The 21,904-nt window shown below is 65.8% G+C and carries 19 protein-coding genes; 14 read left to right on the top strand and 5 right to left on the bottom strand.

The genetic code is table 11. The features are described from left to right. Window positions 1-49: 49 nt before the first annotated feature. Together DENOEST_RS15375 and DENOEST_RS15370 are read right to left on the bottom strand one after the other, a co-directional pair. Window positions 50-469, bottom strand: coding sequence for an ExbD/TolR family protein (locus DENOEST_RS15375; protein ID WP_145771820.1), 420 nt, complete (start codon window positions 467-469; stop codon window positions 50-52). Further along, entirely contained in the window at window positions 466-1,071 is a 606-nt protein-coding gene (locus DENOEST_RS15370; protein ID WP_145771821.1) for a MotA/TolQ/ExbB proton channel family protein, read from the bottom strand. Before DENOEST_RS15370 ends, DENOEST_RS15375 begins: the two co-directional genes overlap by 4 nt. A 304-nt stretch (window positions 1,072-1,375) precedes the next feature. On the opposite strand from DENOEST_RS15370, the gene DENOEST_RS15365 reads away from it, so the two are divergent. Next, window positions 1,376-2,758, top strand: a complete 1,383-nt coding sequence (locus DENOEST_RS15365) for a hypothetical protein (RefSeq protein WP_145771822.1) — start codon at window positions 1,376-1,378, stop codon at window positions 2,756-2,758. Between the two features lie 18 nt (window positions 2,759-2,776). On the opposite strand, the gene DENOEST_RS15360 is transcribed toward DENOEST_RS15365, so the two are convergent. Further along, entirely contained in the window at window positions 2,777-4,786 is a 2,010-nt protein-coding gene (locus DENOEST_RS15360) for a tetratricopeptide repeat protein (protein ID WP_145771823.1), read from the bottom strand. A gap of 215 nt (window positions 4,787-5,001) precedes the next feature. On the opposite strand from DENOEST_RS15360, the gene xseA reads away from it, so the two are divergent. The 3 genes from xseA (at window position 5,002) to DENOEST_RS15345 (ending at window position 7,766) form a co-directional block, all read left to right on the top strand. After that, window positions 5,002-6,357: an exodeoxyribonuclease VII large subunit gene (xseA, locus tag DENOEST_RS15355; protein WP_145771824.1), complete on the top strand. Its 1,356-nt coding sequence runs from the start codon at window positions 5,002-5,004 to the stop codon at window positions 6,355-6,357. 73 nt (window positions 6,358-6,430) lie between these two features. After that, window positions 6,431-7,021: a superoxide dismutase gene (locus DENOEST_RS15350; protein WP_145771825.1), complete on the top strand. Its 591-nt coding sequence runs from the start codon at window positions 6,431-6,433 to the stop codon at window positions 7,019-7,021. 220 nt (window positions 7,022-7,241) lie between these two features. After that, a complete protein-coding gene (locus tag DENOEST_RS15345; RefSeq protein WP_145771826.1) occupies window positions 7,242-7,766 on the top strand; it encodes a cyclic nucleotide-binding domain-containing protein in 525 nt (174 codons plus the stop codon). Window positions 7,767-7,928: 162 nt separating this feature from the next. Here DENOEST_RS15345 and DENOEST_RS15340 read toward each other — a convergent pair whose 3' ends face one another. Next, a complete protein-coding gene (locus DENOEST_RS15340; RefSeq protein ID WP_145771827.1) occupies window positions 7,929-8,576 on the bottom strand; it encodes a PadR family transcriptional regulator in 648 nt (215 codons plus the stop codon). A 74-nt stretch (window positions 8,577-8,650) separates the two neighbouring features. On the opposite strand from DENOEST_RS15340, the gene DENOEST_RS15335 reads away from it, so the two are divergent. After that, window positions 8,651-10,366, top strand: coding sequence for an amidohydrolase (locus DENOEST_RS15335; protein WP_145771828.1), 1,716 nt, complete (start codon window positions 8,651-8,653; stop codon window positions 10,364-10,366). 262 nt (window positions 10,367-10,628) lie between these two features. Beyond that, the gene (locus DENOEST_RS15330; protein WP_145771829.1) at window positions 10,629-11,564 is read left to right on the top strand and encodes a hypothetical protein; all 936 of its coding nucleotides are present in this window, start codon (window positions 10,629-10,631) and stop codon (window positions 11,562-11,564) included. 85 nt (window positions 11,565-11,649) lie between these two features. Here the strand turns inward: DENOEST_RS15330 and DENOEST_RS15325 are convergent, their stop codons facing one another. After that, a complete protein-coding gene (locus DENOEST_RS15325; RefSeq protein WP_145771830.1) occupies window positions 11,650-11,961 on the bottom strand; it encodes a hypothetical protein in 312 nt (103 codons plus the stop codon). An 87-nt stretch (window positions 11,962-12,048) separates the two neighbouring features. On the opposite strand from DENOEST_RS15325, the gene rfaQ reads away from it, so the two are divergent. The 8 genes from rfaQ (at window position 12,049) to asnB (ending at window position 21,876) form a co-directional block, all read left to right on the top strand. Further along, a complete protein-coding gene (rfaQ, locus tag DENOEST_RS15320; protein ID WP_145771831.1) occupies window positions 12,049-13,131 on the top strand; it encodes a putative lipopolysaccharide heptosyltransferase III in 1,083 nt (360 codons plus the stop codon). Then, window positions 13,128-14,249, top strand: coding sequence for a glycosyltransferase family 4 protein (locus DENOEST_RS15315; RefSeq protein WP_183148269.1), 1,122 nt, complete (start codon window positions 13,128-13,130; stop codon window positions 14,247-14,249). The genes rfaQ and DENOEST_RS15315 overlap by 4 nt, the downstream gene beginning before the upstream one ends. A 67-nt stretch (window positions 14,250-14,316) precedes the next feature. Further along, complete coding sequence (msbA, locus tag DENOEST_RS15310; protein WP_145771832.1) at window positions 14,317-16,074, top strand: lipid A export permease/ATP-binding protein MsbA; 1,758 nt, start codon at window positions 14,317-14,319, stop codon at window positions 16,072-16,074. Beyond that, a complete protein-coding gene (locus DENOEST_RS15305) occupies window positions 16,071-17,174 on the top strand; it encodes a glycosyltransferase family 4 protein (protein WP_197970635.1) in 1,104 nt (367 codons plus the stop codon). Before msbA ends, DENOEST_RS15305 begins: the two co-directional genes overlap by 4 nt. Beyond that, window positions 17,171-17,959, top strand: a complete 789-nt coding sequence (locus DENOEST_RS15300) for a glycosyltransferase family 25 protein (protein ID WP_145771833.1) — start codon at window positions 17,171-17,173, stop codon at window positions 17,957-17,959. Before DENOEST_RS15305 ends, DENOEST_RS15300 begins: the two co-directional genes overlap by 4 nt. 2 nt (window positions 17,960-17,961) lie before the next feature. Next, window positions 17,962-18,981, top strand: coding sequence for a glycosyltransferase family 9 protein (locus DENOEST_RS15295; RefSeq protein WP_145771834.1), 1,020 nt, complete (start codon window positions 17,962-17,964; stop codon window positions 18,979-18,981). Further along, the gene (locus tag DENOEST_RS15290; RefSeq protein WP_145771835.1) at window positions 18,978-20,036 is read left to right on the top strand and encodes a glycosyltransferase; all 1,059 of its coding nucleotides are present in this window, start codon (window positions 18,978-18,980) and stop codon (window positions 20,034-20,036) included. The genes DENOEST_RS15295 and DENOEST_RS15290 overlap by 4 nt, the downstream gene beginning before the upstream one ends. 1 nt (window position 20,037) lies before the next feature. Then, complete coding sequence (gene asnB, locus DENOEST_RS15285; RefSeq protein ID WP_145771836.1) at window positions 20,038-21,876, top strand: asparagine synthase (glutamine-hydrolyzing); 1,839 nt, start codon at window positions 20,038-20,040, stop codon at window positions 21,874-21,876. Window positions 21,877-21,904: the final 28 nt, after the last annotated feature.

Raw genomic sequence — 21,904 nt, 5'->3', positions numbered from 1 at the left:
TCACGCGATCCGTCGATTGCATGAGAACAGACCCTAGCCGGCATGGGCCTTATGGCCGGGCCTGCTGGGTGGCAAAGGAGATATGGGGCAGACCGGCCTGCTGGGCCGCCTGCATCACGTCGATCACCCGCTGGTGGGTGGCCTTGGCGTCGGCGCTGATGATCACCAGGGGGTCCTTGCCGTTCCCCGTGGCCCGCTTCATGGCCATGACGATGGCCTCGATCTCGCTGCCGCCCACGGGGCTCTTGTTGACCATCACCTCACCGCCGGCGCTCACCGCCACATCGATCTCCCCCGGTTGGTCCTGAGCCGCTGGCGCGTCGGCCGTGGGCAGGTTGATCTCCAGGCCGGAAAACTTGGAATAGGTGGTGGTGATCATCAGGAAGATCAGGATCACCAGCAGCACGTCGATCATGGGGATCAGGTTGATCTCCGGCTCCTCGCGGCTGAGCCCGCGGCGGAAGTTCATTTGCGTTCCTCGTGCACCAGTTCCACCAGTTTCACCGCCTGCAATTCCATTTCCACCAGGAAGCTGTCCACCAGGGCGCGGAAGTGGCGATAGAAGATCATCGCCGGAATCGCGATCAAGAGGCCGAAGCCAGTGTTGTAGAGGGCCACGGAAATGCCGTGGGCCAGTTGCTGGGGATTGTTGCCGGCGCCGGTGGCGGAGCCGAAGATTTCGATCATGCCCACCACGGTGCCGAACAGCCCCATCAGGGGCGCGATGGAGGCGATGGTGCCCAGGGTGGTGAGAAAGCGCTCCAGCTCATGGGCTGCGCCCCGGCCGGCTTCCTCGATGGATTCCTTCATAACCTCCCGGGAGCTCTTCACATTGCGCAGCCCGGCGGCGAACACCCGGCCCAGGGGTGAATGGCTTTCCAGGCGGGCGGCCATCGCCTCGCTGGTCCCGGACTGGCGATATTCCGCCACCACGGCCTGCAACAGCCCCGGCGGCACGATCTTGCCACGGCGCAGGCTGGTGGCCCGCTCGATGATCAGGGCAACGGAAATGATCGATGCCAGCAGCAGGAACCAGATGGGCCAGCCAGCGGCCTGAATGATCGAAAACACGCGACGACTCCCGGTGGTTGAAACGAAGGCTGCACTTTACCGTGAAAAAGCATCAACGAAACCGAGTGTGACCATCGAGCGCAGCGAGCCGATGAGTAGCCCCGCCCTGGGGCGGGGATGGGATGCGTTGCTTGGGCGCATTTCATTCTCGGGGGGGGGCTGGTGACCATGAGCTTTAGCGCCGTCGTCATCGTAGGGCAAGGCGGGCCGTCCGCGCTTCATTCTGGAGACATGGAATGCCATGCGTCGATGTGCCACTTTCCTCGCCGATGCCTGCTCCGCCTTCCGTTAGAATCGGCGGCCCATGAATCCAGCCGCCGATCTCGCTCATCAGTGGTGGTCCCGCAGCGCTGCCGCGGCGGCCGGGGGGCGCGTGTTCACGGCGCCGGCGCCGGAACAGGTGATCGATGTCCTGGCCGAGCTTTGCGCTCTGGCTCTGGCCGAGAACCGCCCTCTGTTGTTGGTGACGCCGGACGACAGCCTGCTGGCGGACCTGTCTACCGCGCTGGATATTGCCATCCGCCCCCTCTGCCTGGTGTTGCCGGAGGCGGATTTCGTTGCCCCGATCACCCTGCGAGCCAGTCTGGCCCTGTTGAAGAGCCGCCTCACCCGCTGCGAGGAGGATGCCTTCGGTGCCGCCTGGGACGCCCAGCGCAGCCGGGTGGAGCGCCTGGCCGACGACTGGCGGCAGGCCCTGGAGTGGTGCGCCAGCAATGACAATCGGGCACCCTGGCCGGCCGCCCTGGCGCATCTTTTTCCGGTGCGGGTGGTGACGGGGCGGCGGGCACTGGACTTCCATCAGGGCAGGGCCGACAGCCTGCTGCTGCTGGGGGCCGAGCACCTGCCAGCCGAAGTGCAGTCCCTTCCCGGCCTCCGGGTGATCCACCTGACCATGGCCCTGGGGGCGGTGAAGTTCGGCGCTCTGGTGGTGATGGACGAGGAGGCCCGGCTGCGGGCGGAGCTGGATGCCCTGACCCGCAATATCGCCGAACTGGAACTGGAACTGGCCACCGCCCAGGCCGAACTGGCCGAGTTCACCCATCGCTATCACGATCTGATCGGCACCCGTCTGGTGGAACTGGACAGTCTTCAGGCCCGTATCGCCACCGAGTTGGCGGCTCGTGCGCCGGCCAGTGAAACCGCTCGTCAGGAAGCTCGCCAGGCCGGTGCGCGCGCGGAAGGCAGTCAACGGGAACAGGCCCGTTACGAGGAGTCGGCCAGCGATGCGCCCCGCCATTTCAGGCCCTCGGGCGGACTGAAAAAACTGTTTCGTCAGGTGGCCCAGAAGATTCATCCCGACCGCGCCCGCAGCGAGGAGGACCGGAGCTGGCGCACCCGCCTGATGGCCGAGGCCAACCGGGCCTACCGGGACAATGACGAGGGCACCCTGCGCGAAGTGCTGGCGCTCTGGGAGGAAGGTCGGCCCGGCGACGATCTGGCGCGGGCCGCCGGGGGTGGCCTGGAGAGCCAGGTGGAGCGGCTGCAAAGGCGCCTGGCCGATATTCAGGGGGAACTCAACCGGATCTTTGCCTCCCGGCTCTACGAACTGCTCCTGGCCACTCGCATGGCCCGTCGCCAGCACCGGGACCTGTTGCACGAAATGGCGGAGAACCTGGACCGCCAGATCGCTGCTGCCCGGCAAAGACTGGCAGGTTTGCAAGACGAAGGGATGGGTCCGGCCGGTTGATGTCCGGCCCGTTCCAGATCAGTCGGGGTGCTTGCCCTGCTCCAGTCGTGCCAGAAAGGTCCGGGCTTCTTCGTAGCCGTGGTAAGCGGCCTGGCGCAGCCACTTCAGGGCCAGGCGGGGGCTGCGGGTGACGCCTTCACCTCGATAATAGGCGCTGCCCAACTCGAACTGGGCGTTGAGGTCTCCCAGGGTGGCGGCCCGGCGCAGATGGCGCAGGGCGGCGCGTGGGTCCCGTTTCACGCCCTGGCCATGGAGCAGGCAGAAGCCGACGCAATAGAGCACGTAGGCATCCTCATGCTGAGCCAGGGCCTGCTCATACCAGCGATAGGCCTCCCGGAAATTCTTTGCTACCCCCCTGCCCTCGTAGTAGAGGTCTCCCAGGGCCATCTTGGCATCGAACAGGCTGGCGGCCTGCCGATACCAGGTCATGGCCTGGGCGTAGTCCCGGGGCACGCCATGACCATCCCGATAGCACTCGCCCATCATGTAGGCGGCCCGCCGGTGCCCCAGTTCCCCGGCCTTGCGGTAGAGAGCCGCCGCCTTGCTTTCGTCCCGGGGCACGCCCCGTCCCTGCATGAAGGCTTCGGCCCGGGCGAACCAGTAGCGTTCCAGCTCCCCCAGGGCCGGCCTCCAGCCTGCCTCGGCCGCCAGTCGCAGCAACTCCTCGCCCCGCGCCAGATTGGTATGGACCCCGATGCCGTTGAGATAACAGCGGCCCAGCTCGGCCTGGGCGTGGGCATCGCCGCTGGCGGCGGCGGCCCGGTAATGCTCCACGGCGGTGACCCGATCCGCGGGCACCCCTTCGCCATGTTCGTGGCAGTCCCCCAGCCAGACTTGGGCCGAGGCATCCCCGGCCGCAGCGGCCCGGGCGTACCAGGTTGCCGCCAGATCCTTGCTCTCGCTGACACCGTCTCCCCATCGGTAGCAATGGCCCAGCTTGATCTGGGCCCGGGCGTGGCCCTGGCGGGCCGCGGCCCGGTACCAGCGCACCGCCTCGACCATGTCCTGGGCCAGCTCACGGCCGAAGGCATGACTCTCCCCCAGTTCGAACTGGGCTTCCCGGTGGCCCCGATTGGCGGCGCGCCGGTACCAGGCGATACCCAGGTCACCGTCCTGTTCCACGCCACAGCCATGGCTGTGGCAGTAGCCGAGAAAATACATGGCGCCGGTGATCTGTCGCCTGGCCGCCTCGGCAAACCAGCGCACCGCCTCGCCATGGTTCTGGGGCAGGCCCTGCCCCGCATAGAGGCACAGGCCCAGGCAGTACATGGCGCTGGGTATCTGCTGTTCGGCGGCGATGCGCCACAGTCGTGCCGCCTCGGCCCGATCCTCGGCCAGACCCCGGCCGAAGAAGCGGCAACGTCCCAGCAGATCGGTGGCCGCCGGGTCCCCCTGGTCCGCCGCCCGGGCCAGCCAGCGGGCGGCGCCCTGGGGGTCCTGGGGCAAGCCCTCGCCGGAATACAGCATGCGTCCCAGCCAGTATTGGGCATCCCGGCTTTCACGCCAGGCGGCGGCTTCCAGCAGTTCCCGTCCCCGTATGGGGTCCGGTGCGATGCCATCGCCCCGCAGCAGGCACAGGGCCAGCCAGGTCATGCCCCGGGTGTCGTTCCTGGCCGTGGCCGATTCGAACAGGCGCACCGCCTCGCCGGCATCCTGGGGTAGACCGCGGCCGTGATAGAGCAGCCAGCCCAGCACCGCCTCCCCGGCGCCGCACTGCTGCTCGGCGCTGCGGCTGGCCCAGTGGAGGGCCTGGGCATAGGAGCGGCTGGCGCCCGCGCCAGCGGCATGGCGCCAGGCCAGTTCCGCCTGGGCCATGGGGTTGCCGGCCTGGGCCATGCGGCTCAGATCCAGGGGGGGCAGCTCCCGCCAGAATCCATCTACCGGCCCCAGCAGTTGCAGACCCTGGGCTGCGCCACGGGCCACCAGGTCGCTGTCCAGTACCTCACGCAGGGCACCGACGACTTGGGCGGCAGGCAGGGAAATCAGGGAGGCACTCATGGGGAAAATCGGCAGGGGAAGCATCATCATTCAGGCCCCCAAGCTTTATCCACAAAATCTGTGGATAAGAGTGTGAATAGCGCTGTTATGAATCGCCTAAACTGGCTTTCTGACTGGAGATTTTTTAGCGCGAACGATTCCGGTCAGTTTTTTCGGGCCACGAAAATTCAATGGTTTAACGAATCGGCATGGTAATGGCGCATGTTTCACGGTCGCCGTCGGCCAGGGGCGGGGCTCCGTTGGGGATGAAATACAATGCCGACACGCCCGCTTTCCCCATTCCCATGACGCCATCTCCCCTCACTGTCAGTCAGCTCAACCGCCTGGCCCGCCAGGCCCTGGAGAGCCAGATTCCCCTGCTCTGGGTGGCCGGCGAAGTGTCGAACCTGACCCGGGCCGCTTCCGGTCATGTCTATTTTTCCCTCAAGGATGACAGTGCCCAGGTTCGCTGCGTGATGTTCCGTTCCCGGGCCCAGACCCTGCCCTGGCGCCTGGAGAATGGCCAGCAGGTGGAAGCCCAGGTCCTGGTGGGCCTCTACGAGCCCCGGGGAGATTTCCAGTTGAACGTGGAAGCCCTGCGCCGCAGCGGCCAGGGGGCTCTTTTCGAAGCCTTCGCCCGGCTCAAGGAAAAACTGGAGCGGGAGGGCCTGTTCGCCGCCGACCGCAAGCGGACCCTGCCCCGCTTTCCCCGTGCCCTGGGGGTAGTCACTTCCTCCAGGGGCGCTGCGTTGCATGACATCCTGGCCACCCTGGCGCGGCGGGCGCCCCATCTGCCGGTGATCATCTATCCCACCTTGGTCCAGGGCGCGGGGGCCGCTTCCGCCGTGGCCCAGGCCATTGCCAGCGCCAGCGTCCGCCGGGAATGCGATCTGCTGCTGCTGGCCCGGGGCGGAGGCAGCATCGAGGATCTCTGGGCCTTCAACGAGGAAACCGTGGCACGAGCCATCGTCGCGGCGCCCATGCCGGTGATCAGCGGGGTGGGCCACGAGACCGACTTCACCATTGCCGATTTCGCTGCCGACCAGCGGGCCGCCACGCCCACGGCGGCGGCGGAACTGGCCAGCGCTGGCTGGTTTGCGGCCCGGGACGAGCTGCATGATCTGGCCGACACCCTGGGCCACCTGCTGCGCCGGCAACTGGAGGCGCGGATGCAGAAGCTGGATCTGCTGGCCGGACGGCTACTTCACCCGGCCCAGCGCCTGGAGCGCTCCCGCCGGCACCTGGCCCATCTCCAGACCCGCCTGACGGCGGCCGTGGCCCGTCGCCTGCGTCGGGAGGAATCCCATTTGTCTCAGCTGGCCCTGGGTTTGTCCCGTCAGCGCCCGGCCCCGGTTCGTTTGGGAGGGCATCTGGCCCTGGCCAGACAAGGTCTGCTGGGGGCCGCCCAAGGCTTGATGAACCGTCGGCGCCATGCTCTGGAGCGGCTGGAGGTCACCCTGGGGGCACTCAATCCGGAAGCCACCCTGGCCCGGGGCTACAGCATCGTGCGGGATGCCCTGGGCCATGTCGTTACCGACAGCAATCAACTGCACCCCGAGGATGTCATCGTGCTGAGTTTCGCCCGGGGTGGGGCACGGGGACGCATCGAGCATATAGAATGATTGTGCCGGCAGTGATATCCGACTAAAATAGTCTGCCTTTCAGTATCCCCAACACCTACAGGAGAATAAAACCATGGAACATACCCTTCCCGCGCTGCCCTATGCTCAGGATGCCCTGGCGCCCCACATTTCCAAGGAAACCATCGAGTACCACTATGGCAAGCATCACCAGGCCTACGTGACCAACCTGAACAACCTGATCAAGGGCACCGAGTTCGAGAGCCTGGACCTGGAAGCCATCGTCAAGAAGGCCCCGGCCGGCGGCGTCTACAACAACGCTGCCCAGGTCTGGAACCACACCTTCCTGTGGAATTCCATGAAGCCCGCTGGCGGCGGCACTCCCGGCGGCGCCCTGCTGGAAGCCATCAACAAGAAGTGGGGTTCCTTCGATGAATTCAAGAAGGCCTTCCAGACCTCCGCCGTGGGCAACTTCGGTTCCGGCTGGACTTGGCTGGTGAAAAAGGACGACGGCTCCGTGGACATCGTGAACACCGGCGCCGCAGGTACCCCCATCAAGAGCGGCGAGGGCAGGCCCCTGCTGACCATCGATGTGTGGGAACACGCCTACTACATCGATTACCGCAACCTGCGGCCCAAGTATGTCGAGACTTTCCTGACCTCCCTGGCCAACTGGGACTTTGCTGAGAGGAACTTCGCCGGTTGAAGTGGCTGTTTTGCGATTATGAATCCGTAACAGGCGGAATAAAATCGTAATTCTTCGTGACACGCCAAGTAATAAAAAAGTCGTAATCGAAATGGGCACCGTGGCCGGTGCCCATTTTTTTCGGCCGATTCTCGGCCTGGAGTTCCACATAAAAACCGATTGTTTCCAGAGTAGCCCTCCGTACGAGTATCGATCCGAGCCCTGCGCAGACGGTTAAAACATGAAAAACACAACCATTCTTAAACTTTTAGCGGAAGTCCGTATTTTCGAGGGATTCGGCCCTGGCGATCTCGATGATTTTCTCACGCAGACTGTCGGTAGTACCTACGAGGCAGGGAGCATGATTTTCACGGAAGGACAATCTGGCCGACAGATGCATATCATTCTGTCTGGAAAGGTTGAGGTATTTCGCAAGAGTGCTGGCCGGTCGGTTTCTCTAGTAAAGCTTGGACCCGGCGAGTCATTTGGTGAGATGTCTCTGGTCCTGGATGCAAATAGCGGGCGCACGGCATCGATTCGTGCCATTGAGTCGACTGCGACTTTGAGGATTGATTACGAAAGCCTGGTTCGTATACCTCGAGTTTCCGCCCAGCTCTATCGCAATATTTCCCGCACACTTGCCACGCGACTCAAAATCTCGACAGATCTCGTTGTCTTTCAGGTACAACACGGAGGGGATGTCTCGCCATCGGCGACACTGACCAAACCTCGGCCCAAAGCAGTCACCAAGATTGTGAAAGATTAAGCGACGAAAGCCGTTAGCAACGGCTCCTGCCCTTACCCATGCTATCGATGACGTCTTGGCATGCATCGCCGATCATTGGTTGCCTGAATCTCCCTCCTAAAACTACCCTCCTCACCGGCCCCTTTGCGTTTGCAGCCCATGCGGTAGACGGTGAAGGGCGAGCTACGTCAGCGCCCTCAATAGTTCGATCTCTTCTCGGTACCAGCGCCTGGCACGGCCCTCGGCGGTTTCGGAACGGCCCCGCTGGCGCTCCCCGAGCCGCTTTTCAGCGGCATCCGCCCAGCGCAGCCGGGCTTCAATGTTTTCCCGGATGAAACCGATGATCAGGCCGTTGTGCTCGGCGGTCTCGGGGATCCGCCAGCCTTCAGCCAATATCTGCTCGCAGGCAGCGATCACCTGGCGCGCCTCGTCCCGGGCGTGGCGACGTACTTCCTCGACCAGGGCCACGAGTGCGCTGTTGTCGCAATGGTCGCCGTTGAGAATCTTGACTAGAGGCTCGTATTCATAGACCAGATCCGCGCCGGGCTCCGCGAACCAGGCGCTCAGGGCGCGTCGGCCGGCGGCGGTGATGCGGTAGACGCTGCGCCTGCGGGCTCCCTGATATTCCTCCGTCAAGGCTGCCAGGCGCAGAGCGACGAGCTTCTTGGGCTCTTCGTAGATGCGGCTCTCGGCCCGGGGCCAGATGCGGCGCAGGGCCGAGAGCTGCATGTACTTGTTGAGTTCGTAGGCGGACCAAGGTCGCCGGGCCAGCAGGCCCAGCAGGGTGTAGGAGGTGGGTGTCAGCCGCGCCCGGTCGGCGGAGGGTTTCATGGCTTGCAAAATAATCCTGCCAGGAGTATTTGTATACTCCTGTTCGGAGTATTAAAACTTTCAGGATATTCTCCATGAAACGCAAACTTGCCATTGTCGCAATGACGCTAGTCTTACTCGTGATTGCGGTTGCGGCCTTGCTGTTCTGGCAGACCATTCTGCCCCAGCCGCCGCAACGTCAGCTTTTCCTCAACGGCGTGGTACTGACTATGGATCCGGCGGATCGGGTGGTCAGTGCCCTGGCCGTGGAAGGGGAGCGCATTGTCGCCGTCGGGGACAGCGATGACCTGAAGGCCCGCTATGGCAAGGACGCCGTGATTCACGATCTGGCGGGCAAGGCCCTGCTGCCGGGTTTTGTGGATGCCCATGGCCATTTCCCCGCCTCGGGTTTGGCTGTCATCGGTGTGGACCTGAACAGCCCGCCCATCGGCACCCTGGAGACGATGGCCCAATTGCAGGCCCGTATGGGTGCCAAGGCCGCGGAGACGGCCAAAGGTAAATGGGTCTTCGGTTTTGGCTACGACGACACGCTGCTGGCGGAGCGGCGTCACCCCACCCGCCAGGATCTGGATGCGATATCCACCGAACATCCGATCTACGTCTGGCACATCTCCGGCCATATGGGGGTAGCCAATAGCCGGGCACTGGCCTTGGCCGGCATCGGCCCCGGAAGCCCCAATCCGCCGGGGGGGGTGATCGTGCGCGACGCTCGGGGCGAGGCCACCGGCCTGGTCCAGGAGAATTCGGCCATTGAAATGCAAAAGCTGGCGATGCAAATCGGTCCTTTGGATTTCGTTCGCATGGTTCGCCAGGCCGCCGCCGAATATGCGGCCCAAGGGATCACGACCGCCCAGAATGGTGCTACCGATCGCCGATCGGCCCAGGGCCTAGCCTGGGCCAGCCGCTTCGGTTTGATCCCGATGAGGCTGGAGCTCTGGCCGATGTGGAATTCCCTCGGCCCCGAGCTGCGTGATGGCAAGCTCAAGGCTGTCGACTACGACACCGATCGCCTGCATCTGGGGGCTGTGAAGTTCTTCAGCGACGGCAGCATCCAGGGCTATACGGGGTTTCTCGGCCATCCCTACCATGTGCCCTATCACGGCGATGCGGAATATCGGGGTTTCCCGACCATGGACCAGAAACAGTTGGTGGAGGAAATCGGCCGCTACCACCGGGCAGGTATCCAGTTGGCCATCCACAGTAACGGCGATGCCGCCATCGACAATGTGTTGGATGCCATCGAGACCGCGCAGCAGGAAACGACACGCCCTGATATCCGTCACATCCTGGTCCATGCCCAGACGGCACGGCTGGACCAACTCGACCGGATGGCCCGGCTAAGCGTGATCCCCAGCTTCTTCTCCGCCCATACTTACTACTGGGGAGATCGCCACCGGGACATTTTTCTGGGCCCGGAGCGGGCCGCCAACATCAGCCCCACTCGCTGGGCGAAACAAAAGGGCCTGCGCTTCAGTGTGCATCTGGATACGCCTGTGGCGCCGATGAATCCTAGGCTTCTCCTGTGGAGCACCGTGAACCGGCTATCCAGCAGCGGCCAGCCGATCGGTCCCGAGCAGCGCCTGACGGTGATGGAGGCCCTGCGGGCGATGACCATCGACGCTGCCTGGCAGATTCATCAGGAAAATCGCATTGGCTCCCTTGAGCCTGGCAAGCTGGCGGATATGGTGGTGTTGAGCGATGATCCCCGGAAGCGCCCTGAGGCGCTCCGGAACTTGAAAGTTGATGCCACGCTGGTGGGCGGGGTCACGATCTTTCCCCGGGAGCTATAAGACTGGGTGTTCAGACGGTCGTCAGATAGTGGCCCGAGGATTAGCTGATGCCATTTCCAATATTTTTCCGGCATGGAATTCCCTGCCGGAACAGTGAGTCGAATCGGCAGCAATTTAGAGCGTGTGCATGCAGTGCCTTGTGTGTGGCGCACCACCTGAGAGTTCCGAGCGTGGATGCCCAGCTCTGCATCCGCGGCCGGCATCCTGACAAGCCTGTTCCTATCCTGTACTCTCGACATTCCGTCCCCCTGGTGGTTTATCCATGGATTTCCTCAAGCAGGTTCGTCACTGGCTGGAACCCGAACCGCCCCTGGCGGAAGGACTGGCTGGCGCCGTAGACCATGCGGTGGAAACAGCGGCACCACTGCTGAAGGTTCTGTCGGACTACCAACACAAGTTGGCCCCGGCGGTGGACCGTGCCCGGGACTACTGTGTCCGGCTGGTGGATGCCATCCCTGGCCCCCGGGACATCGGCCATCACAGCTTCACTACGGATTCCCTGATTCACTGCTTTTTCGGCAGCAGCGACGAGATATTGGTCACCCTGGGGCGTAGCGAGGACGTGCGGCGCCATCTGGAGGCCACTCCTGGCCCGGACGATCAGGTCTGCTACGGGCTGCTGGGCATGCGCGCCCATGAAAAGTCGGTGCTGGGTAGCGCCATGATGGGCGATGTGCTGCGTCAGGAGGTGCCCCAGACACTGCTCTATTTCAGCGACCATACCGTCTCCAGCCTGGAAGCCGACCTGGAGACGGTGCGGATGCGTTTGCGTCAGGCCGCTTTCGACAGCCTGTTGCACCAGTACGCGGAACGGCTGGCGAGCCTGCGTCGGCAGCGGGAGGAATTGGCTGGGGAACTGCGGCTGCGGCGGGGTAGTGAAGAGGCCCGAGTGGTCGAGCAGAACCTGGAAAAACTGGTGCTGCAACTAACCCCGGAACGCCAGTTGCAGGCGCTGGCGGAGTGGCTGGCGACGCCGGAATCGGCTCTTTATCTGAAACAGATCCCCCGTACCGTAGATCCGATGGGGGTACTGTGCCCGACGGACGCCGCTCCAACCAACGCCGAACGTATTGTTTTTCCAGAACTGGTGGGACGTGACCGGCGGCGCTGGACGGTGTTGCTGGTAAGCATCACACGGGGTGAGGTCCGCGAAGCGGTGGCACGGGAAGAACGTGCCCACCGCTACATCGTGATCTGATCCCGTCACGTACAAGTCGCGTCAGCGACTCACGAAGCTCGCCCCCCCAGGCGGGGGCGAGGACGAGGGCCAACGGGCATGCCCGTTAGATCAGTTGCATCCAGTAGTGCACGTAGTAGCCACCCACCAGCATCAGGGCGAAGACCACCAGGTCTCCCAGGCGATTCTTGCCATCGATTACTAGATGGCCGGTTAGACAGGCCCAGCCCAGGCCCAGGGCTCCCAGGATGATTGGGGTCATGATCAGAGGATGTTCGATTTGCGCATCCCATAATTTGCCCGCCATTTGCTCCAGCCAGCCGTCGGTCTTTAGCAGATGGAAGGACACGCTGCCGATGCCGATCAGGATTAGGGCCAGGGCCACGAAACTCCACAGGTCTTTCAGTACTTTGTTCATGGAATGGTTTGGGGATTCGAATAAAGCTCCAACTATGCCTCCATGGCTGTCTGCCTTGCAAGGTGTGGCCTCTGGCACAATGCCACCATGTCACAGACCCCCATCGATTTTTCCGGCCTGCGCCGGGCCCTGGTGATCAAACTGCGCCACCATGGCGATGTACTGCTTTCCTCCCCGGTGTTTTCGGCCCTCCAGTCCGCAGCCCCCGGCTGCGAGATCGACGCCCTGGTCTATGCCGATACCGCCCCCATGCTGGAGGAGCATCCGGCCATCGCCCAGTGTCATGTCATCGACCGCAACTGGAAGCGCCAGGGGCTGCTGGCGCAAGCGCGGGCCGAGGGTGCATTGCTGTCCGCTCTGCGGGGGCGTGGTTACGAGCTGGTGATTCACCTCACCGAACACCGGCGTGGGGCCTGGCTGGCCCGGCTACTCAGGCCCCGCTGGAGCGTGGCGCCCCGGCAGCGAGGGCGGGGCGACTTCTGGCGCAACAGCTTCAGCCATCTCTACGCCCAGCCCGGCCATGCCCTGCGCCACACGGTGGAGAAGAACCTGGATGCCCTGCGGGTGCTCGGTCTTCACCCGGCACCGGAGGCGCGCCGCCTGGTGCTGGTGCCGGGTAGGGCGGCGGAGACCCGGGTGGAAGCCCTGCTGGGCGGGGCGAAGCTTGCTCCCGGTAGCTTCATCCACCTGCATCCGGCCTCCCGCTGGCTGTTCAAATGCTGGCCCGTCGAGTCCATGGCGGCCCTGGCCGATGAACTCCATCGCCAGGGCCACGCCCTGGTACTCACCGCCGCCCCGGACGAGCGGGAGCGGGAACTGGTGGCGGCGATCCGGGTCCGCAGCCGGGCCGAGTTCGTGGACCTGTCCGGCCGGCTCTCCCTGCGGGAACTGGCCGCCCTGGCCGGTCGGGCCCGGCTTTTCGTCGGTGTGGATTCTGCACCCATGCACATCGCTGCCGCCATGGGCACTCCCACGGTGGCCCTGTTCGGCCCTTCCGGCGACAAGGAGTGGAGCCCCTGGATGACCCCCCACCGGGTGGTGTCCAGCACCGAACACTCCTGCCGCCCCTGCGGTCTGGATGGCTGCGGCGGCAGCAAGATCAGCGACTGCCTGGTGACCCTGCCGGTGGCACAAGTGCTGAAGGCCTGCGAGGAATTGCTGAAATCGTGAAGTTGGCTCTGGTACGGCAGAAATACAATCCCTACGGCGGTGCGGAGCGTTTCGTCGAGCGGGCTCTGGGGGCGCTCCAGCAGCAGGGAATCGCGGTGACCCTGATCACCCGTCAGTGGAAGACCAGCGAGGCTGCCGAAGGTCGTGCGGTGCGCATCTGCAATCCTTTTCATCTCGGCCGCCTGTGGCGTGACGCCGGTTTTTCCCATGGCGTGCAAAACATCATCGCCAGGGGCGAGTTCGATCTGGTCCAGAGCCACGAGCGTATTCCGGGCTGTCATGTCTATCGCGCCGGGGACGGCGTCCATGCCACCTGGCTGGAGTTGCGGGCCCGGGTGCAGTCTCCCCTGGCAAGGCTCGCTACCCGCATCCATCCCTGGCATCACTACATCCTGGCGGCGGAAGCCGCCATGTTCCGCCATCCGGCCCTGCGGGCCGTGATCTGCAATTCCGCCATGGTGCGGGACGACATCGCCCAGCGTTTTCAGGTGCCCATGGACCGGCTCCATGTGATCCACAACGGCGTGGATCTGGATCACTTCCATCCCGGCTTGCGCGCCGAGCATCGCGCATCGTTGCGGCAGAAGCTGGGTATTCCCCTGGAGGCGCCGGTGGTGCTTTACGTGGGCTCCGGCTTCGAGCGCAAGGGCCTGCCTCAGTTGCTGGCGGCCCTGGCCCGGCTCCCGGCCGAGGTCCATTTGCTGGTGGTGGGCAAGGACAAGCGGGCGGCGGCGATGCAGGCCCTGGCGGCTCGTCTGGGCTTGGCCCGGCGCACCCATTTTCTTGGCGGCCAGCCCGACGTGCGGCCCTGTTACGGCGCCGCCGATGTCTTCGCCCTGCCCACTCTCTACGATCCCTTTCCCAACGCGGCTCTGGAGGCCTTGGCCTGCGGCCTGCCGGTTCTCACCAGCCCCGGCAGCGGCGCCGCCGAACTGGTCAGTCCCGATTGCGGTGCCGTGGTGGATGCTCTCGACCCGGCGGCCCAGGCCGAGGCCATCGCCGGATTGCTGGCCGGCGCGGCCGAAGCCCGCGCCCAGGCCGCCCGCGCCGCCGCGGAAACCTGTTCCCTGAGCGACATGACGGGCAAACTGATTGCGCTTTACCGGACACTTCCTTGAGCCGGCGGCTTTCCGGCGCCGTGAGGTGGCGCGGCTATAATCCGCCCTTTCCCGAAGCCCTGATCCCATGACCGGTTCCGTGCAGCAGAGTACCCTTCTCTATCGTCGTCTGCTTCAGTACGTGCGGCCCTATGGGAAGGTGCTGGCTTTCGCCATTGGGGCCATGATCCTGGCGGCTTCCACCGAGCCCCTGTTTCCTGCCCTGATGAAGCCCCTGTTGGACAAGGGCTTCAACGGTAGCGGCGAACAGCACCTGTACCGCTATCCCCTGTTCATCGTGTTGATCTTCCTGGCTCGGGGCATCTTCGGCTATGTGGCCTCCTATTGCATGAACTGGGTGTCCAACCGGGTGGTCTGCGACATCCGGGAAGTGATGTTCGAGCGCCTGATCCGGCTACCCCTGGGCTATCTGCACAGCAATCCGTCGAGCCGCCTGATTACCCGCATCGCCTCCGATGTGAACTCGGTGGCCGCCGCCGCCACCTCGGTGATCACCACGGTGCTGCGGGACTCCCTGGTGGTGGTGGGGCTGATGTCCTGGCTGCTCTATCTCAACTGGAGGCTGACCCTGCTGATGGGCCTGATCGTGCCCGGCATCGCCATCGCCATCCGCGGGTTTTCCAAGCGCCTGCGGACCATGACCCGGGCCAGCCAGGAGACCAACGCCACCATCATCCAGGTGCTGCAGGAATCCATCGACGGCAACAAGGTGGTCAAGGTCTATAACGGCGAACCCCAGGAACTGGCGCGCTTTGGCAAGGCCAACAACGACCTGCGCCGCTTCGCCGTGCGCCAGAACGTGGCGGCGGCGGCCACCACGCCCATCGTGCAGTTCTTCGCCTCCATCGCCGTGGCCCTGGTGGTCTATATCGCCCTGCTCCAGTCCTCGGGGCAGCAGACCACGGTGGGGGGCTTCGTCTCCTTCATCACCGCGATGCTGATGCTGCTGGCGCCGATCAAGAGCCTGACCGACGTGAACGCGCCCCTGCAGCGGGGCCTGGCCGCCGCCGAAAGCGTGTTCACCCTGCTGGACCAGAAGCCCGAGGACGACCGGGGTACCGTGACCCTGGCCCGTGCCGAGGGCCGGCTGCGTTTCGAAGGGGTGCGCTTCCGTTATCCCGGGGCGGAACGGGAGGCCCTGGCGGGCATCGACCTGGACGTGGCGCCGGGCCAGACCGTGGCCCTGGTGGGGCCCTCGGGCAGTGGCAAGACCACCCTGGCCAACCTGCTGCCCCGCTTCTATCACCTCAACGAGGGCCGCATCCTGCTCGACGGCCACGAACTGGAGGAACTGCGGCTGGAAAGTCTGCGGGCCAACCTGGCCCTGGTGAGCCAGGACGTGGTGCTGTTCGACGACACCGTGGCCGCCAACATCGCCTACGGTGCCCTGCGCGGCGCCTCCCGGGCGGACGTGGAAGCGGCGGCCCGGGCCGCCTACGCCCACGACTTCATCATGGCCATGCCCCAGGGCTACGACACCCAGATCGGCGAAAACGGCGTGCGCCTCTCCGGCGGCCAGCGCCAGCGCCTGGCCATCGCCCGGGCCCTGCTGAAAAATGCGCCCCTGCTGATCCTGGACGAGGCTACCTCGGCCCTGGACTCCGAATCCGAGCGCCAGGTCCAGGCGGCCCTGGAACACCTGATGGAAGATCGCACCACCCTGGTCATCGCCCATCGTCTGTCCACTATCGAAAAGGCCGACAAAATCGTGGTCATGGAGCACGGCCGCGTCATTGAGCAGGGCAGCCATGCTGAACTGCTGGCCCAGGACGGGCTTTACGCCAAGCTCTACAAGATGCAATACGCCCTGGAGCACACGGCATGAAGGGTATGCACATCGTTCACACCGAAGCCTCCTGTGGCTGGGGCGGTCAGGAGCTGCGCATCCTCTCCGAAGCCTCGGGCCTGATCGGCCGCGGCCATCGGGTCACCCTGCTGTGTCCGCCCGAGTCCCGCATCTTCGCCGAGGCCACCAAGTTCGGCGTGCCCGTGGTGGCCCTGCCCATCGCCCGCAAGAAGCTGAGGGGCGCCCGGGCCCTGCGGGCGTGGTTGAAGGCCCATCGTCCCGATGTGGTGAACACCCACAGCTCCACCGATGCCTGGCTCACTGCCCTGGCCGGCCTGGGCTGGAAGGATGCGCCGCCCACAGTGCGCACCCGCCACATCTCGGCGCCCACACCTACCAACGGCCTGACCCGCTGGCTCTATACCCAGGCCACCCGCTACATCGTCACCACCGGGGAAAAGCTGCGGGGCGAGCTGATCGCCCGCAACGGCTATCCGGCGGCCATGATCACTTCGGTGCCCACGGGCATCGACGACAGCCGCTTCGGACCGGCCGACAAGGCCGCCGCCCGTCGCGCCCTGGGGCTGGCGGAGGACGCGCATTACCTGGGCATCGTCGCCACCCTGCGCAGTTGGAAGGGCCATCTGCATCTGCTGAAAGCCTATGCCGGCCTGGAGCGGCCCGGCTGGAACCTGCTGGTGGTGGGGGATGGCCCCATGCGCGGCGTGCTGGAAGACAAGGCCCGGGAACTGGGTCTGGCCGACCGCGTCACTTTCGCCGGCCATCGGGAAGACCCGGAGCAGTGGTTGCGGGCCATGGATATTTTCTGCCTGCCCTCCTACGCCAACGAGGGCGTGCCCCAGGCCATCGTCCAGGCCATGCTGACGGCCCTGCCCATCGTCACCACGCCGGTGGGCAGCATCTGCGAGGCGGTGGAGGCCGATGCCTCGGCCTTGGTGGTGCCGCCCCAGGACCCGGCGACCCTGCGCCTGGCCCTGCAGGTGATGATCGACGATCCGGCCCGGGCCCAGGCCCTGGGCGCCGCCGCCCGGCAGCGGGCCCTGGCGAATTTCACCCGGGAGGCGATGCTGGACCGGATGGAGGCTATTTTCCGGCAGCTCGCGGAGGCGGGTCGGTGAGCCAGCCGGAGGCCGCCGCCTTCGCCGGCATCCACGCCTTCGTCATCAATCTGGCCAGCGCCACGGAGCGCCGTCGTCTGATGACGGCCCAACTGGACCAGCCCCATCTGCCCACCTACACCCTCCTAGATGCTGTCGATGGCCGTGTTCTTCCCGCCGCCGCCCTGGCCCAGGGCTATGACGAGGCGGCGGCCCGGCGCGATGCCCACCGCAGCCTGTCGGCGGGGGAGATCGGCTGTGCCCTGAGCCACCGGGCCGCTTGGCAGGCGGTGCTGGATCGGGGCTTGACCGCTGGCCTGGTGCTGGAGGATGACGCGGTGCTGGGTTCCGAGAGCGGTGATGTGATCGCCCGCCTCAAGCCCCTGCTGGACGTGGCCGAACCCCGGGTGGTGCTGGTCCAACATGTGCCCCGTTATCGGGGCCTGCCGGTGGCGAAATTGTCGCGGCTGCATCGGCTCTATCGGCCCTGGAAGACCCGGGGTGCCCATGCCTATCTGATCAACCGGGCCGCCGCCCAGGCGCTGCTCCAGGCCATGCCCCGGGTATCGGTGGTGGCCGACGACTGGCCCCACTTCGCCCGCTGGGTGGAGGTGCTGGCGGTGGTGCCCTATGGCATCGGCCGCTCACCGGCCTCCCATGACTCCCAGATCGGTCCCGCCGGCCGGCGGGAGGCGGGGGGCTCGGCCCTGGGCCGCTGGTTGCACAAGCGACTCTACGAGAAGTTCCTGTTCCAGTTGGTGGTGCGGCCCCTGCGGCTGATCCGCGCCCAGGCGGAAACCTGGTAGCCATGGCAGCGCCCCGGTCCATCCTGTTCATTGTCGTCTCCCGCATCGGCGACACCCTTTTCGCCACGCCGGCGATCCGGGCGGTGGCCCAGGCTTACCCGGAGGCGGAGATCACCGTGCTGGGCCATCCCAATCGGGCCGAAGTGTTTCGGCATCTGCCCTTTGTCACCCAGGTCGGCACCATCACCAAGCACAGCGCCCCCTGGCGTGGCTGGCTGGGGGGTAAGGCCTACGACTTGGCCTTGGTGTACAACTTCGACCAACCCCTGGTGGCCTACGCTCTGAGAGTGGCACGGCAGGTGGTGGCCTTCCGCCAGCAGGATGCGGCCCTCAACCGCCGCCTCCACCGCTGTGTGGAGCCGCCGGCCTTCCAGAGCGAACACGCGGTGCGCCAGTTGCTGCGCCTGCCCGCTGCCCTGGGGGTGGCGCCGGACGGCCTGCGCCTGGCCTACCGGGCCAGCGAGGTCGAGATGGCCGCCGCCCGGGCGCGGCTGGACGCTGCCGGCTGCGGGCGGGCCTCGCCCCTGATCGGCCTCCAGGTGGCCAGCTTTCCCACCAAGGCCTACCGGGACTGGCCGGTGGAACACTTCGCTGAACTCTGCGAGCGGATTGCCACACGCTGGCCCCAAGCCCATTTCCTGATCTTTGGCGGCCCCGAGGAAAAGACCCGCACCGTCTGGCTCAAGGGCCGGCTCGGGTCCCGGGCCAGCCTCTTCGCTGGCCAGCTGAGCCTGCGGGAGACCACGGCCCTGATGGGGCTGACCGATTGCTACGTGGGCATCGACACGGGACCCACCCACCTGATGAGCACCTGGGACATCCCGATGGTGGCCATGTACCACTGCCTGTCATCGGCGGCCCATACCGGCCCCCTGGACCATCCCCTGGCCTATCTGATCGATCATCCGGCCACCGGCAGCGAGCGCTGCGGCGAGACTTCCGCCATGGCCGAGATCAGTGTGGATGCCGTGCTGGCCCAGGTGGAGCGGGCGCTGGCCGATCATCCGCCCCGGCTGCGATGAGATTCGCCTTCGTCGTCACCAATCTGGCCGGAGGCGGCGCCGAAAAGGCCGTTGCCAAGCTGGCGGCGGCCCTGGTGGCCCGGGGTCATGAGGCCCGCCTGGTGCTGCTGGAAAACCACATCGAACATCGTCCCCCTGCCGGAGTGCATCTGGAGGTGCTGGCCGACGGCCCGGTGTCCAAGGGCTGGCTGGGCCGGCGCCGCCTGGCCTGGCGCCTGAAGCACTGGGCCTACCGGCAGGGACCGTTCGACCTGATCGTCTCCACCCTGCCTTTCGCCGACGAGGTCACCGCCCTGGCGGCCTTGCCCCGCCACTGCTGCCGCATCGCCAACACCCTGTCGGCGGAGCTGGCCCGGCTGCCGCCGACCAAGGCCGCCCGGCGCCGGGCCCGCTATCGGGCCCTCTACGGCAGCCGGCCCCTGATTGCGGTGTCCGCCGGCGTGGCTGACGATCTGCGGGAGGGGTTGGGGCTCGATACCCGGATCGTCACCATTCCCAATCTGTTCGACAGCCATGCCATCCGTGTCGCCGCGGCGGAACCGGCCAGCGGCCTGCCGGGCCGGCCCTATGGGATCCATGTGGGCCGCTTCGCGCCCCAGAAGCGCCATGACCTGCTGCTGGAGGCCTGGGGACGCCTGGAGCAGGCGCCCCTGCTGGTGCTGCTGACAGCCCCCGATCCGGCCCTGACGGCGCTGATTGCCGCCCGGGGGCTGGAAGGGCGGGTGCTGGTGGCGGGTTTCCAGACCAATCCCTATCCCTGGATCGCCGGGGCCGAACTGCTAGTGCTCTGTTCCGACCACGAGGGCCTGCCCAACGTGCTGATCGAATCCCTGCTCTGCGGCACACCGGCCCTGTCCACCGACTGTCCCTCGGGGCCGGCGGAAATCCTCGCTGCATTTCCTGAATGCCTGGTGCCCCCGGGAGACGCCGCCGCCCTGGCAGCAGCCATGGATCGCTGTCTGAAGCATCCTCCCGATCCGGCCCGGGCCGACCTCTCGGCCTACAGCCCGGCAGCGGTGGCGGCGGCCTACGAGCGGCTGGCGGAGGGCTGCTGAAATGTGCGGCATTCTCGGTTTCATCGGCACCCGCTGGCGCGCCCATGCCGCCTTGGGGCTGTCTGCCATCAAGAGCCGCGGCCCCGATGAGCAGACCGTGCTCGATCTGGGCGAGGCGGTGCTGGCCCATACCCGGCTGGCGGTGATCGATCTGGCCGGTGGCCATCAGCCCATGACCTCGGCCGACGGCCGCCACACCATCGTTTTCAACGGCGAGATTTACAACTTTGCCGAACTGCGGAATGCGCTCGAAGGCAAGGGCCATGTCTTCGCCACCCGCTCCGACACCGAAGTGCTGCTCCAGGGCTACCGGGAATGGGGCGAGGGGCTGCTGCCGCGCCTCGACGGCATGTTCGCCTTCGCCCTGTGGGACCGGATGGAACGCCGGCTCTTCGCTGCCCGGGATGCCCTGGGCATCAAGCCCCTGATGTACGGAGCAGTAGACGGAGGACTGGTATTTGCCTCCACCCTGGCGCCCTTCCTGGCCCTGCCGGATTTCCCCCGGCGCCTGGACCCGGAGGCCCTGCGGGATTACCTGGCCTTCCAGGTGGCCCTGGCGCCCCACACCTTCCTCGCCGCCGTGCAGCAGTTGCCGCCGGCCCACTGTCTGCGTTTCGACGCGGCCAGCGGCCGCCTGGAGACCTCCCGCTGGTGGAGCATTCCCCGCGCCCGTCCCTGTACTGATGACCGGGAAACCCTGGTGGTCCGCACCGATACCGCGATCCGGGAGAGTGTGAAGCGGCAACTGGTGGCCGACGTGCCCCTGGGGGCCTTCCTCTCCGGCGGCATCGATTCCAGCCTGATGGTGCGCTACATGGCCGAGGCTGGCGGCGCGCCCCTGAAGACCTTCAGCCTGCGCTTCGCCGATGCCGGTTTCGACGAGAGCGCCCACGCCCAGGCTGTGGCAGCGGCCTTCGGCTGCGAGCATCATGTGCTCGACGCGCCGGCCATTGATGCCGACACCTTCGCTGCCACCATTCACGACCTGGACCAGCCCCTGGCGGACCCGGCCTATGTGATGACCCACGCCCTGGCCCGGCTCACCCGAGAGCATGTCACCGTGGCCATCAGCGGTGACGGCGGCGACGAGGTGTTCGGCGGTTATCCACGCTTCCTCGACACCGAGGATCGCCATCCGCAACGGCCGGGCCAGGCCCTGTTGCGACGTTTGGTGGAAGCGGGTCTGCTGCCCGCCGGTCTGTTGCGGCGCGGCTTGTGGGGTCAGGATCTGCTGCTCTACCGGCGCGGCGAACTGGGGCCGTGGCCCGTGGGCAGAAAGAATCTCGCCGCCTATCTGGCCCCGGACATCCGTGCGACTGCACGGCCCGAAAATACCCTGGGCCTGTGGCGGGATCAGATCGCCGAACTGGGCGGGAAGATGGATGCGGCCACCCTGATGCGGGCCGACCTCTGGACCTATCTTTCGGAGAACTGCCTGGCCAAGACCGACCGGGCCAGCATGGCCCATGGCCTGGAGGTGCGGGTTCCCCTGTTGGGCCAGCCAGTGCTGGAGGCGACTCTGGGATTACCGGCCGAGGCGCATTTCGCTGGCGGCACCAAGGCCTTGCTCACCGAACTGGCCCGCCGCCATTTGCCGGAAACCGTGTGGAATCGGCCCAAGCACGGTTTTTCCGTGCCCCTGGACAAACTCTTCAACGGTCCATGGCGGGGGCGCTGCGAAGATGCGCTGACACGAATAGAGCAACTGGCACCCTTCCTCGACGCCGGGGCAGCGCGGCGCGCCTGGCGCGATGGCCTGAGCCGGCGTGGCTCCCGGCGCCTGGCCTACACCCTGGTGGTGCTGCTGCTCTGGCTGGAGCGCCACGGCCTGAGTGCCTGAGCGACTCGTCCCGGCTATGTAAACGACA

The organism is Denitratisoma oestradiolicum (assembly GCF_902813185.1).
Classification (GTDB): Bacteria; Pseudomonadota; Gammaproteobacteria; order Burkholderiales; family Rhodocyclaceae; genus Denitratisoma; species Denitratisoma oestradiolicum.
This window is presented reverse-complemented; position numbering and strand designations above follow the sequence as displayed.